9 protein-coding genes and 1 tRNA gene are annotated in these 13538 nt (G+C 54.9%); all 10 read right to left on the reverse strand.

What is annotated here, in order from left to right:
* Window positions 1-16: 16 nt before the first annotated feature.
* The 10 genes from ACUZ9Q_RS02660 to ACUZ9Q_RS02705 all read right to left on the reverse strand — a co-directional run bounded on the left by ACUZ9Q_RS02660 (window position 17) and on the right by ACUZ9Q_RS02705 (window position 13534).
* Window positions 17-3145 (reverse strand): type I restriction endonuclease subunit R, EcoR124 family, encoded by a 3129-nt coding sequence (locus ACUZ9Q_RS02660; protein WP_449247279.1) that lies wholly within the window; start codon window positions 3143-3145, stop codon window positions 17-19.
* An 11-nt stretch (window positions 3146-3156) separates the two neighbouring features.
* Entirely contained in the window at window positions 3157-4389 is a 1233-nt protein-coding gene (locus ACUZ9Q_RS02665) for a restriction endonuclease subunit S (protein WP_449247280.1), read from the reverse strand.
* Window positions 4382-6988, reverse strand: coding sequence for a type I restriction-modification system subunit M (locus ACUZ9Q_RS02670; RefSeq protein ID WP_449247281.1), 2607 nt, complete (start codon window positions 6986-6988; stop codon window positions 4382-4384). Before ACUZ9Q_RS02670 ends, ACUZ9Q_RS02665 begins: the two co-directional genes overlap by 8 nt.
* A gap of 77 nt (window positions 6989-7065) precedes the next feature.
* The gene (locus tag ACUZ9Q_RS02675) at window positions 7066-7995 is read right to left on the reverse strand and encodes a restriction endonuclease (protein WP_449247282.1); all 930 of its coding nucleotides are present in this window, start codon (window positions 7993-7995) and stop codon (window positions 7066-7068) included.
* Window positions 7996-8432: 437 nt separating this feature from the next.
* Window positions 8433-8508 (reverse strand) — tRNA-Ile (locus tag ACUZ9Q_RS02680).
* A gap of 86 nt (window positions 8509-8594) precedes the next feature.
* The gene (locus ACUZ9Q_RS02685; RefSeq protein WP_192112437.1) at window positions 8595-9758 is read right to left on the reverse strand and encodes a SufB/SufD family protein; all 1164 of its coding nucleotides are present in this window, start codon (window positions 9756-9758) and stop codon (window positions 8595-8597) included.
* The gene (locus ACUZ9Q_RS02690; RefSeq protein ID WP_192112438.1) at window positions 9755-10549 is read right to left on the reverse strand and encodes an ABC transporter ATP-binding protein; all 795 of its coding nucleotides are present in this window, start codon (window positions 10547-10549) and stop codon (window positions 9755-9757) included. The genes ACUZ9Q_RS02685 and ACUZ9Q_RS02690 overlap by 4 nt, the downstream gene beginning before the upstream one ends.
* Window positions 10542-10868, reverse strand: coding sequence for a hypothetical protein (locus ACUZ9Q_RS02695; protein WP_022657962.1), 327 nt, complete (start codon window positions 10866-10868; stop codon window positions 10542-10544). The genes ACUZ9Q_RS02690 and ACUZ9Q_RS02695 overlap by 8 nt, the downstream gene beginning before the upstream one ends.
* A 285-nt stretch (window positions 10869-11153) precedes the next feature.
* Window positions 11154-12053 carry an AmmeMemoRadiSam system protein B gene (amrB, locus tag ACUZ9Q_RS02700; RefSeq protein ID WP_449247283.1) on the reverse strand — a complete coding sequence of 300 codons (900 nt, stop codon included), beginning with the start codon at window positions 12051-12053 and terminating at the stop codon, window positions 11154-11156.
* Between the two features lie 20 nt (window positions 12054-12073).
* Window positions 12074-13534 carry an NAD-dependent succinate-semialdehyde dehydrogenase gene (locus tag ACUZ9Q_RS02705; protein ID WP_215647270.1) on the reverse strand — a complete coding sequence of 487 codons (1461 nt, stop codon included), beginning with the start codon at window positions 13532-13534 and terminating at the stop codon, window positions 12074-12076.
* Between the last annotated feature and the right edge of the window lie 4 nt (window positions 13535-13538).

Below are 13538 nucleotides of genomic sequence, written 5' to 3' on the forward strand. Positions count from 1 at the left end.
CGAGAAAACGACCGCGCTACTCTATATCAAAGCCGCCTTCGAGCAGGAATTTGCGCAAAAAACCATCAAGCAGGCTGAGTGCCTTAAACAGGCTAACGGCTACCCCTTGCTGATCAGCAAAAAAAGCGCGAGTTTTTTCCATATCAACCGTTGTTTTCAGCGCATCAAAGCGGCCGTATTCGTTAATATTTGCTTCTGTCAGCTTCAGGCCCATCATGTCCCTGAGCTTTGCCTCGTCCAGGCCAAGCGCAACCGCTACATGGTGAATCTGGTCAGCTTTTGCCCGCGTCTGATACTCTGTAATATAATCGCGCAGGGTTTTGCCGTCTTCCACAATAACGTCGCCGCGCTCTATGTCGCGCAGGAATAACCCCGCGTACTTCTGTTCTTCCTGGGTCAGCGTGGCAAAGGTTTTGTGCAGGTCGCTTTTGACCTGCTCAACTTCTTCTTTTGCTTGCAGCGCCTTAAGGTACTTGGCGAAACGCGAGTTCATGTAGTCGGCGTCAATTTTTCCGGTATCAATTTCGGTCAGGTGCCCGTCCAGATCATAAGGGGCTTCCTCTTCGCCGCCGCCACCGCTGCCGCCGTCGCTGCCCCACAGTTCCTTGTAGCGCAGGGCAAGCACGAGATAGTCGTTCTTGTCAAAAACGGTTTTGATGACGATCTTTTTCGCACCCGGTTTGCTCTGAAAGGTGTACTCCCGCTTGCTCCAGGTAAAACCCTGAATTCTGGCGGCTTCAAGAACCGCATTGAACTCCTTGAAGAGCGCGGCGAACTTGCCGCAAGCACTTTTGTCTGCCGGGTTTTTTGTAAAGTCCGGCACTCCCGCATCAACAAAAACCTGCCTGATGCGTTCAAACAGGTTGTTCATTGTTTCAAGGTTTGTCTGAAGCTTCTGCACAAACAGGCCAATAGGCTTGTCGCCAGAATAGAGTTTAACGGCCTGAGCAATATTCTGCTCCATGGTGTGCGGCTTGCGGTAGTAACGAATTGTGCCAAACGGTTTTTCATGCCCAAACAGGCGGTTGGTGCGCGAGAATGCCTGAATGATGTTCTGGTATTCCAGCTTTTTGTCCAGATAGAGTGTGTTTATCCACTTGGAATCAAAGCCCGTGAGCATCTGATCGACAACAATAAGCAGGTCAATCTGCTCATCTGCCTTTATGCGCTGGTGGGGTGCCTTATGGGCAAGGCGCGCCGCCATGTCCTTTTTAAAGCTGCCGTGAGTGCCAAGATTAAAGGTCTGGTTATAGCGAGCGTTGTAGTCGGTGATGATTTCTTCCAGTCCGGCTTCCTTGAACGCTGTTGTCGCCCCGTCGCCGTTGTCGATGTTCGGGTCAAAGAGGGCCGTGATTTTCAGCTCCGGCTTTTTCTTTTTGAAAAGACGGTAATAGGCAATGGCCTCTGGTATGCTGCTTGTGGCAAACAGCGCGTGGAATTTGCCCGCGTGGGAGAGCATCACCCAGTTTTCAAGAATATCCGCGACAACCTGTTCTGTGTGCTCGTTACGCGTGTATTGGCTCTGGGGCAGGTAGTCTTCAATGCCCTTCACATATTTGCCGGTCTTGCCAAAGTGTCCGGCCATGGGAACGTCATTCATGAATCTGTAGTAGATTTTGCTCTTGTGCGGGTCGGCAATGGCTTCTTCCTCGGTTGCGGCCTTTGCCTTGTCGAGCGCAACAGCCTTGCGCACGTCCTTGTCCTTGTAGGTGAGCACCTTATAGGGGTCAAAGCCGAGCACGTTTTCATCGCGTATGCCGTCGGCAATACTGTATCTGTGCAGTTCGTTGCCAAAAACATCGGCAGTTGTGCAGCCCTTGATCTGGTTTTCGATGTGAATGGGCGTGCCGGTAAAGCCAAAAAATATTGCGTTGGGAAAGTTCTGCTTCACATCATGCAGCATGTCGCCAAAGGTGGAGCGGTGCGCCTCATCCACGATGAAGACAATACGCTTGTCGGCCATCTGCCGTATGTCTGCGGCGTTCATGCCGCTTTCTTGCTTGATGTTGCTCATCTTTTGTATGGAGGTGACGATGAGCGTATCGGTTGAGGCATTGCTTTTCAATTTGGCGACAAGTTCATACGTGCTCTCTGTTGCCTGCACCTCGTCGTTGTCATCGGCAAAGGCCTGGTAATCTTGAAGCGACTGCGTGCCAAGCTCGATGCGGTCAATAAGAAAGATAACCTTGTCGGCATCCTTGGAGTTGGCAATGAGCTGGGCAGACTTGAAGCTCGTCATGGTTTTGCCGGAGCCGGTGGTGTGCCAGATGTAGCCGCCGCGCTGATTTTTCTCTCCCCACTTCGTTTTTGCTACGCGGTCAGAGATGGCGCTTGCAGCGTAGTACTGGTAGCTGCGCATGACCTTGAGGATGCCGTCCGAGTCGTCCGGCACGGTGTAAAAGCCGATAAGCTGATGCGCCATTGGTATGGAGAGCAGCTTTTCGGCCACTTCCTTCCAGTTGTTGATCGGCTCGTTGTTCGTATTTGCCCAGTGGAAATAGAAATCGGGGTTAAACTTGCCATTCATGCCGGGGTTGGCAAAGTACAGGGCCTCCGCAGGCTCCATTGCCACAAATATCTGCACCAGCGAAAACAGCCCGCTAAAAACACCCTCGCGGGAGTATTTTTCAATCTGGTTGGCGGCCTGCATAACGGAAACGCCGCTTTTTTTCAGCTCTAGATGGATGAGCGGCATGCCGTTGATGAGCAGCATGATGTCGCCCCGCCGATCGTTTAAAATGCCGCGCGTGGGAAACTTAGGCTGCTGCACAATCTGGTAGCGGCTCTGGCCTGCGGCTATCTCTTGCCTGTCATAGATTTTGAGCGATACTTCCGTGCCAAAATGAGCTTCGTCATTGGGGTTGTCGCGTATGATTGATACGGTCTTGCCGTTAATAAAGCCGTTGAGCTTGAGCGGAGTATTGAGGGTATGTATCTGCTCGATAATCTGCTGCATCTCGCCCTGTGTGAGCGGCTGGTTGTTGAGGCGGTCGACACTGCGATTGTTGTTAAAGAGAATGCCAGCCCAGTTTTCGATAAGCTGCTGCTCTGTGGGGTTTTTGATGACCGCCGCTTCCCATCCGTATTGCGTGGTGAGCACGTTGATGAGGGCTTCTTCAAATTCGGATTCTTTGTTGAACGCCATTGTGCAGTCCCCTATACGAACATTTTTTCAAGCAGGGCTTTCTTGATGTTTTGGAGCTTGGTCAATTCGCGCTGATGCAGGGTGATGAGGCGGTCGAGGTTGGTGAAAAACGCACCAATTTTAGCTTGTTCCACAATTGATGGAAGCAAAATAGGCGTTTCCTTTACTTGTTCAATTGTATAATGCGCGATTGTTCCAATGTGACTTATGCTCTGCACATAAGCTTTAAAAATAGGTGCAGTGAAAAATGTGTAAATAAAATCTCCGTCAATCTTTCCAGACTGTTTTAACCATAACAGATCTGCGTCTTTGAAGTACAGCGGCGCGTTGCTAGGCACTTTATAAGGGATTCCGATAGACCCTCCCCCAGTAATAAGGACATCGCCTTCCTGAACCTTTCCAGACCTCTTTGCTAATTCCTCAAATAGGTTTTGTGAGATAAAGGCCTTTTCATTGTCAACGCCCTTGAACGCAGAAACCACATCACTCGACCGAAAAAACGGCACACCCGACGTCTTCCATTCATGTTTGTGAACTCGTGACGCAGACGAAATCACTACCAACTTCCCCAACTTCCGCTGTTCCCAAGCGCCAGTAAAACCGGCGAAGCGGATTTCGGGCTTGTCCTCGCTATCCTTCGGAAACATCTTTTCAAGCAAGGCTTTCTTGATGTTGACCGTTTTATCATGCTCACACTGATGAAGGGCGATAAGGCGGTCAAGCGTATCGCACTGTTTGCCGATTTTTTTTTGTTCAGCGATTGATGGATACGGCAAAGGCATCTCACGGAACACCGAATTTTTAATTGAGAATCGGTCAGAACGTGCGCCAGAATCCCCATTGAACGCCATGAACTTGTGCCAGCCCGCCGTGGCGAAGAAGTGTTCAAGGTAAGTTTGGTCGATATCGTGTGTTCGAAAAACATAGTAAAGCGGCGACATTATCCCGCTTCTGCCCAGCTTGTTGCGCTTTATCGGGCCAACAGGAGCGAATGTTGATATGCGCGGATTGTAAACGAAGTCATTGTGTCGGACGATATAGTAGCCGTCGATATTGTCATTGTTGGCAATATTCTTGTCGAAAAAATCGCGCTGGCTTATAATTCCGAACTCCGCAGAGTTGGTCAGCGTTTCAGTATAAGCACGGTTCACATTCTTTTCCGTGACCTTATCGGAAATTTCATAGAGCTTCCTCTGTTCCCAATCCTCAGTAAATCCGGCGAAACGGATGGCGGGGCTATTCATATCCCTCACCCTTCAAAAGCGCCTGAAACTCGCCAAGCCCCTTCATGTCGTATTCGTTGCCTGTCAGATTATCGATCAAGGTAGCAAGCGACGATTTTGTTTCTGCGATCTGCCCGGCCAGTTCCGCATAGGTGGTGGCGTATTTTTCTGCCAATGCCCGCACCCGGGAAACAAGGTCGGTAATAATGCTGCCCGGTATACTTTGCAGCGCGGCAATCAGCGGCTGAATCCACTTGGCTTCCAGCAGGGCTATAACCTGTGCGTCCGTCAGGCCCTCAATGGCGGCCTTGGTGGCAAGGTGCAGTGCGTCCGCGTCGGCCTTGATCTGTTTTTTCAGGCTTTTTTCCTTGTCTACCAGTTCCTGAACCTGCACGAGCTTGCGCTCCAGTGAATCTTCATCATAGGCCCGCACGGCGGTTTTGGCCTTTGCAAGGGTGCCAAACAGCTGTTTGATCTGTTTGCCTACCTCTGCAACGACAAAGGCGTCCTTGGCCTCGTTGACAACGCTGCTTTCCTTGTCTTCCTCCGCCAGGGAATCAAGAATTTCGTCGTAGGTGGACTGAATTTCCGCAAGGTCTTCTTCTTTCCGCGTCAGGGCATCGTGCTGCGTGCGCAGCAAGGTAAGCTGCACCAGTTCAAAAGGAATGACGTGCCCGACCCAGCCTTCCTGTACTTCAGTGTCCTTGCCGTCCTTTTTCTTCAGCACAATGTTGGGATCGACCTTTTTTGCAGCGTCGAAGCCCTCGGTTTGCAGAATTTCCAGATCCACGGCGATTTTTGTCCACTCGTCGTCAAGGGCCTGGTAGGCACTGTACCTGTCCACAAGGGCGATCTGCTCAAGCCGCTGGAATATTGCATCCGCAATGGCAGATTCCTGTTTGCCGATGTTGAGCGTTGCCCAGTTGTCGATAAGTTCGGCCTTGAGGTGCGCGGCAAAGTCTGCAAAGGCCGCAGCGTATTTTTGCTGCCAGGCGAGTACGGCGGCATTGCCACGTATGGCAGTTGCCACGTCCTCCACCGCAAGTGTTGCGTAGGGTGTGCCGTTGTGGGCAAACAGGGTTTCCTTCAGGCCGCCAAAGGTCTGCCAGTACGCATCCAGCGCCGCGATCTCGTTCATGGGTATGCCGCCGAACATGGAGGCGTAAATGTCCCACGTTTCGGCACTGTCTGAGGAATCTACATAGCGGGGAATATTGAGATTGTATTCGTTGTCGCGAATTTCTTGCTGACTGACCACGCGGGAAAACTTGTCCACGTTTATGCGCTGGGTTACGGTATCTGCAATTTTTTTGATGTCTGAGGCGCGCAGCACGTTGTTTTTGCCGACCTTGGCAAAGCCTTTGGATGCGTCGAGGACAAGCACGTCTGTGCTTGCGCGCTTCTTTTTCAAAACCATGATGATTGTCGGTATGCCTGTGCCGAAAAAGATGTTGGCGGGCAGGCCGATAATGGTGTCGATATGGTTTTGCTCAATAAGGTTTTTGCGGATCGTGCCTTCCTCGCCGCCACGAAACAGCACCCCGTGCGGCAGCACGATGGTCATTATGCCGTCTGGCTTCAGGTGAAACAGGTCGTGGAGCAGAAAGGCAAAGTCGGCCTTGGTTTTGGGTGCCAGCCCAAAGGCCGCAAAACGGGCGTCCGCATCCTTGTGGGTGGGTTCCCACGCCTGAGAGTACGGGGGGTTGGATACCACCGCATCCACATACAGCGGGTTGTACGAGCCTGTGGGGTCGCTGTCGTCAAAATACGGCCAGTCGTCTTCAAGGGTGTCGCCGTTTCTTGTGACGATGTTGTCTGGCAGAATGCCGCGCATTACAAGGTTCATGCGCGTGAGGTTGTAGGTATTTTCTTTCAGCTCTTGCGCGTAGTATTTGATGTTGTTTTCGCTGGCGATGTGCTTGGCCACTGATTTGCCAATGTTGATCAGCAGTGAGCCGGAGCCGCTGGTGGGGTCGTAAATTTTGATTTCCTTGCGGTCTTTCAAATGGTCGGCGACGATTTCGGACATGAGCAGCGAAACCTCGTGCGGCGTGTAGAACTCGCCCGCCTTTTTGCCGGCATTGGCGGCAAACATGCTGATGAGGTATTCGTAAATGAACCCCAAAACGTCGTAGTCCTGCCTGCCGTCCATGGGAATGACGTCAATCAGCTGAATGAGATTGCTGATGGACTTTGTTTGCGTGCCGGAGCTGTCGCCAAGTTTGGAAAGCCCGGTTTGCAGTGTATCAAGAATGCGGTCAAAAACTTTTTTGTGCGTGGGGTTAATGAGACGGCTGAAGGCGGAGAGCGCATCGCGGACGTTGGACACGTCAAAGTCCCTGCCCATTTCAAGCCAGGTGGAGAACAGGTTTTCGTAGGCGATGAAGTAGCCTAGGTTCTGCTGGATGGTCTTGACGGTAACGGCGTCGTCTTCCGACAGGGCCTTGATGTCTTCAGTGGTGCCCTTCAGGGTGTTGCGGACGTATTTGACTTCAGTATCTGAAAGATATTTGTAGAAGATGAATCCAAGAATATAGTCTTTGTATTCATTCGCCTCAATTTTGGAACGCATTTTGTTTGCGGATTCCCAAATTTTTGACGCTAATTGCTGCTTGTTCACGGTATCACCAGATTAACCATCAGAGTATAATGAATTTCAGTTGAGCGTTGTTCAACAAATATTAGCCAGTTCTGATTTTACTCTCCAAGCTCCTCAAAAAAATCAACGTCGAGTCTTTTCAGTTCCAGCGTTCTGTAACTTCTAACCCCGATACCGTGCTGCACCATAAGGCCTGCCAGCTCGTGTCCATCAATAAGGCGCAGGCGCTTGTGGCTGCGTTCAGAGTATTCACGGGCCGCTTTTGTATAGCGGCTTGTAGTAACAAATACGCCCTTGGTGATGCCGTGGGCGTCCATTGCTCCTGCGAATTCGCGGATTTTATCCGGGCCGACGGGAAAGTCCTGACCATGGCGTTTGGCTTGCAGGAAGATTACATCCAAACCAAGCACATCTTCTGTAATGATGCCGTCTATGGCCCCGTCTCCTGTTCCACCTGTCCTTTTGCCAAGGCCGCCCGCGCCATACCCCAAGCCAAGCATCAGCTTGACGATCAGCCGTTCAAAGTCTGCATCGTGCATTGCTTGCAGGCGTTCCTGAAGGTCAGATCGCAGCGCGCCGTTAAGCTCTGCAAATGCGGCTTCAACACGTTCTTCGGGGGTTTCCTCTTCGGAAGTGGAGGGAGGCTGTTGCCCGCTGGTCTCATTGTCCGTTGCCGGAGCATTGGAGGCGCTGCGGAACTGGCGATAGTTTTCAGAGCGGGCCATCAAAAAGTTAATATCAATACGCTGAGGGTCTTCCTGCAGGGCCTGTTGCCCCTCCGCTGTGATGTCATAAATACCGCGTGCCTCACGCCGTAACAGCCCCGCCTTGGTGAGGTGGACGAAAGCCCAGTAAATTCTGTTTGCAACTCTGGTCTGCCTCCCGCTAGCCAGCATTTCCTGCCTGTCTGCAACGGACAGGTTGAATGCGTCAGAAACTTGAGCGATGGCTTCCGCTGTTCTCAACGAGCCGTTGGCAGCCAGACGCAATACAGGCAGCATGAAACTTTGGAAATCAGGAATTGCCATGACGAGTACTCATTTTTTGTTGGACTTCAAACCATGCCAGTCAGACGGGATATTCTATGTCACCATGCGCATCCCGCAAGGCCGCGTCAAAGAAATCTTTGCAGGGCTGTCACGGTAGTTCCCTGGGATGCGCTCTATGAATTTCAGGGGTTTTCTCAATAGGAAATATTGGTTTTGTACGGTATTGGGCGCAAAAGTTCAAATCTTAGAATTACTGCGAGTTAGCAGCAGGGGGCGTGGGCGGGCCTTTGCAGGATGGTGTCAGAAATGGGCTTGGGGTAACAGTTTCCGCTGTGGGCTAGTTCCCCCTAAATGTTGCCCTAATAAATCTACTGCTGCCAACGAACCCACGCGAAATGAAAAGAACCATTTTGGATCGTAAAACGCAAAGTCCGCCGAAGTTGTGCAACTTCGGCGGACTTTGTCTGAACAGTTCTTGGTGGGCCCACCAGGACTTGAACCTGGGACGGGCCGGTTATGAGCCGGAGGCTCTACCAACTGAGCTATAGGCCCCAAGGAAGGGAAATATAGCTGCAAGGCTGGCTTCGGTCAAGTGCGCGTATCGGGCAGCGTTGGGCGGGCCGCAAAAGCTGCCCTTGCTACATGGCGTTGCCCGCTTCCAGCAAGGAAATCTGCTCGTCCATGGCCTTTTTCAGCGGGGCGGGCAGGCCCATGATGTCCACGTTCAAAAAGCCCCGCACAATGGTGGCGGCGGCTTCGTCTTCGTCCAGACCGCGCGCCATGAGGTATTCAATTTCCTCCTGCGCGATTTTGCCCACCGCTGCCTCGTGCGAAAGCTCCACGCCGTCCTGGTTGCTGTCCAGTTCGGGGATGGCATGCATGCGCCCGCCGCCAAGAATCAGCCCCTTGCATTCGAGGTGCCCCTTGGCGGGAGCGGCGGAAGCGCCGATAAAGCCGCGGTTGATGACCGTGCCGCCCGTGGTGACAACGCGCGAGATGATTTCGCCGCGCGTATCGGGGGCCGCAAGGTCAATGCGGTTGCCACAGTCCACATGGGAGCCGGTGGGGGCCACCACAACGGAATTGAAGCGGGCCACGGCTCCGGATCCAGCCAGGGTCATGGTGGGGTACATTTGCAGGTCGCCCACGGGCTTGAGCAGAATGTAGTTGTTCTGAAACTCGCCCCCGGCTTCCACAATCCCGGCGGAGCGGGGGCGCACAGTCGTGCTGCTGCCCCAGTTGTGAATCATGGTAAAGGTCAGCTTGCCGCCTTTTTCCACATAATATTCGGTCACGCCCAGATGGGCGGCATCGTTGGCATCGTGCGCTGTGGCGCAGCCGCCAAGAATGTGCAGTTCCGCGCCTTCTTCGACAATCACGATATTGTGGATGCTCTGGCCCGCGCCGTGCCCCTTGATGAACATGCAGGACTGCACGGGCTGGGCGATTTTGACGCCCTTGCGCGCCCGCACAAAGTAGCCGCCGTTGCAGTGCTCCTGCGCCATGCGCGTGAACTCGTCCTTTTCAGGATTCAGCAGCTTCCAGTAATACTGGGGCAGGCCGTCGAACTTTTTCAGCGCCGTGCGGATGTCCATGAGGTCGAGGCCTTCATGGCGCGTTTCGCAGTGCACGCCAGCGTGGTTGAGCTGCATGAACGCGCCGCTGGCGGTGCTGTCGTTCACATCGATGCCAGCCAGCACAAGACGTTCCTGATCCTCGCGGGGCAGGGCGGCGAGGTTTTCAATGGGCGCGGCGTTTTCGCCGCCGCTGAACTGAAAGCGGGAAAGATTGACAGAACTCATTTAAGGGGCGCCTCCGCAATTTTGCCAAGCATGTCGCCGGTGAGGCAGCGCAGACATTCCTGATAGCCGTGGGTAGCGATGTGATCCAGAATTTCGCGGGGCCGCGCCTCGCAGCACAGCTTGCCCTGATACATGACCTGCCCCCGGTGGGCATTGACGTATTCGAGGATGTGACCGGTGTGGGTGATGATAAGACCGCTGGTGGAGCGCACCTTTTCTCGCTGCCGCAGCGTGGCGCAACATCGGTCAGGCGTGCCATCAAGCAGGTAGCGCACGGTTTTGCCCACAAGCGCCATGTTTTCAAGGTCAACGCCGGATTCCGGCTCGTCAAAGAGCAGCAGATCGGGCTTCTGGGCCATGAGTTGCAGCAGTTCGGAGCGCTTGATTTCGCCGCCGGAAAAGCCCGCGTTCACATCGCGCTTGAGAAAATGGTCAAAATGCACCTTGCGGGCCATGTCTTCTATATCCATCTTGCGCCCGCGCCCGCACAGTTCCACCAGCTTGCCCGTGGGCAGGCCGTGGATGGTAGGGGGCCGCTGAAACGACATGCCGATGCCGAGGCGCGCACGCTCGTACATGGGCGCGTGGGTGATGTCTGTGCCCTTGTAGATGATCTGGCCCTGCGTGACCTCATACCCCGCAAAGCCCATGAGGGTCATGAGCAGGGTGGTTTTGCCGGAGCCGTTGGGGCCAAAAAGAATAAATGTTTCGCCGGGGCGGATGTGCAGATCAATGCCCTTGAGCACAGGAGTGCCCTTGACCGAAACATGCAGGTCACGGATTTCAAGCATCTTCTTCTCCGGTTTCGCCCAGATACTCCAGCACATCGTAATGCACGTGATCCAGAATATGGGTCAGCCTGGAAACGCATTCCTCGCCCACAGCGCTGCCAATCAGGCTGACAATAAAATTCGCGCGTTTGGAATTGACCAGCGCTTCATAACCAGGATCAGCGGAATACGGAATGGCCCGGATGGAATCGCTGAATTCCTGAAGTTTTGCTTCATCGAGATATTTGATGGGCTGGGGCTCGTTGTCGAGATAGGCGATGCCGTCCCGCAGCTCCAGCATGATCGGTTTTCCACGCAGATAAGCGATGCACACTTCCATGGTAATCCCCTTGGTTTTGTGATGCCGCATAGTGGCAAACTTGCCATCCCCTGTCCAGAGATGCGGCGCATTCAGATGCCTGTCTTTATTGGAGCGCGACGCGGTACAACGGCGCTGTTCGTGAGTTGGCGCGCCTTTGCCGGATATGTGGCATATGTCAGATATGGTAAAAAATGCGCAAAGCAGATCACGCAACATTGCGCTGCAGCAGGGTTTTGTTCCCCGCTGCAGCGCAGCAGATTGACCGAAGGGCAAGAATTATCGCTGCCGGAGCGTCATGAGGTTTCAGGCAAGGCCGAAGCGCAGAGCGGCATAGCCTACCACCTTGCGTGTATCGCCCGATGCCGTGGCCGAAGTGTCATAAAGGCACAGTTCCGCCCAAGGTTCGCCCAGAGCGCGGGCGGCAAACAGGGCCAGGGCCATGGGGGCCGCCCCGCACATGGTGATTTTTTCACGCTGCACCATGGTGAGCAGACCTTCCGGGTCGCAGGCCAGCGCCTGCGAAAGGGCGAAGGCGTCCTTGCGCATGGTGGTTTCCTGATCTTCGTAATGGTTCATGTCGGAGCTGACGATGATGCCGATCCGTTCGCCCCTGTTTTCGTACTGGCGGATGACCTCCGCCAGCGCAAGCCCCGCATCCTGCAAGATTTTGTGCTGCATGGTGCCCACGCACACAGGGGTGATGCGGCGGGTCGCGCCGGGCAACCCTTGCGGCGGCACGCATTGCAGAAAAGGCAGCAGAACTTCTATGGAATGTTCGCCAAGGTGCGAGTGCAGGTCAGGCGCAAAACCGCCCTTGCCGCACAGGCTGGCGGCCAGCTCCGCATCCACGTCAACACCGCCCAGCGGAGTATGCCACATGCCATCCGGCCACACGCCAAGGGGCGCGCCTCTGTCCGTGTGGTTGGGGCAGAGCATCACGAGCCGCTCCGGCAGGCTGGCTCCGGCTGTTGTTTTGTTCCAGGGGCTCATGAGCGCGGCCCCAAGCACCTTGCCGCAGTAAACGTAGCCAGCATGGGGAAGCATAAGGCCGCGCAGACTTGCAGAGTCCTTGCGCTTGGCGTCAATGGGCGCTGTTGCCGACAAGGCCTTTCCAGCCGTGAGGTATGACCTGATTTCCTTTTGCAGCTCACCGGGCGAAGCGGGATAAAAACGCCCGGCTGCGACAGGTTCACGTTCGGGCATGAGTACTCCTCGCTGGCGCGTCAGTTCAGCCCGCCCAGCAGGGCATAGTGGGTTTCCATGTATTCCTGAAGGCCTTCGCGGCTGCCTTCCCGACCAATGCCGCTGAATTTCACACCGCCAAAGGGTGTTTCGGCGGCAGCAAGCCCCGCATCGTTGAAGCCGGCCATGCCGTACTGCAATTTGTTGAACAGCCGCCAGATGCGCGGCATGTCGCGCGTGCAGACATATGAGGCCAGGCCGAATTCCGTATCATTGGCAAGGGAAATGGCTTCTTCCTCATCGTCAAAAGTCATGAGGGCAGCCACCGGGCCGAAGATCTCCTCGCGGAAAATACGCATCTGCGGGGTCAGGCCCAACAACAGGGTAGGTTCGTAAAAATTCCCGCCAAGGCTGTGCGGTTTGCCGCCGAACAGCAGTTGCGCGCCTTTTTCCACGGCGTCCTTGACCAGAGCATCAGTGTGGGCAACGGCATCGGCATTGATAAGCGGCCCCATGTCTGTCTCCGGCTTGAGGCCGTCGCCCACGCGCATGTCGCTTATGTGGTCGAGCAGATTGGTGGCGAAGGTCTCCACCACGCCGCTCTGCACCAGAAAACGGTTGGCGCAGATGCAGGTTTGCCCAGCATTGCGGAACTTGCAGGCCATGGCCATTGTCACGGCCTTGTCCATATCCGCATCGTCAAACACAATAAAGGGCGCGTTGCCGCCAAGCTCCATGGAAATGCGCTTGAGGGTAGGCCCGCACTGGGTTGCCAGTTGCAGCCCCACCGTAGTTGAGCCGGTAAAGCTGAGCTTGCGCACCAGCGGGTTGGCGGTGATCTCGTTGCCGATGCGCCGCGCGCTGCCCGTAACAACGTTGAAAACCCCGGCGGGGATGCCCACCCGCACGGCCAGTTCCGCCATTGCCAGCGCGCTGTAAGGCGTGGCGCTGGCGGGTTTGACCACCATGGTGCAGCCCGCCGCCAGCGCAGGGGCCACCTTGCGCGGGATCATGGACATGGGGAAGTTCCACGGCGTGATGGCCGCCGCCACGCCTACAGGGGCATGACGGGTGAGGGCCTGCACCCCGTGACGGTATACGGGCGTGACCTCGCCGCTGAAGCGGCGGGCTTCTTCCGCAAACCAGGGAAAGTACGATGCACCCTGAAGGATCTCTGCTCTGGCCTCGGCCAGAGGCTTGCCTTCTTCAAGGGTGAGCAGACGTGCCAGGTCTTCAATGTTCTCGGCAATGGCGCGTTCCCAGGCGTGGAGCAGAGCGCCCCGTTCCAGGGGCGTTCTTGCGCTCCAGACAGCAAAGGCCGCCTGCGCGGCCTCAATGGCCTCGCGGGTTTCGGCCTCGCCGCAGTTGGGCACGGTGCCCAACTGCTTGCCGTTGGCAGGATTAATGACTTCAATAACGCTTTTGTCGGCCGCATCGCGCCAGTGCCCATTGATGAGGCACTGGCTGCGGAACAGCTCCTGATCGTGCAGAATGCGGTACATAAAA

The sequence above is a fragment of the Desulfovibrio desulfopostgatei genome, assembly GCF_053570645.1.

Coding starts and splice junctions, on each gene's coding strand:
- ACUZ9Q_RS02660 (WP_449247279.1), bottom strand. CDS start 3,145: ATGGCGTTCAACAAAGAATCCGAATTTGAAGAAGCCCTCATCAACGTG.
- ACUZ9Q_RS02665 (WP_449247280.1), bottom strand. CDS start 4,389: ATGAATAGCCCCGCCATCCGTTTCGCCGGATTTACTGAGGATTGGGAA.
- ACUZ9Q_RS02675 (WP_449247282.1), bottom strand. CDS start 7,995: ATGGCAATTCCTGATTTCCAAAGTTTCATGCTGCCTGTATTGCGTCTG.
- ACUZ9Q_RS02685 (WP_192112437.1), bottom strand. CDS start 9,758: ATGAGTTCTGTCAATCTTTCCCGCTTTCAGTTCAGCGGCGGCGAAAAC.
- ACUZ9Q_RS02690 (WP_192112438.1), bottom strand. CDS start 10,549: ATGCTTGAAATCCGTGACCTGCATGTTTCGGTCAAGGGCACTCCTGTG.
- ACUZ9Q_RS02695 (WP_022657962.1), bottom strand. CDS start 10,868: ATGGAAGTGTGCATCGCTTATCTGCGTGGAAAACCGATCATGCTGGAG.
- amrB (WP_449247283.1), bottom strand. CDS start 12,053: ATGCCCGAACGTGAACCTGTCGCAGCCGGGCGTTTTTATCCCGCTTCG.
- ACUZ9Q_RS02705 (WP_215647270.1), bottom strand. CDS start 13,534: ATGTACCGCATTCTGCACGATCAGGAGCTGTTCCGCAGCCAGTGCCTC.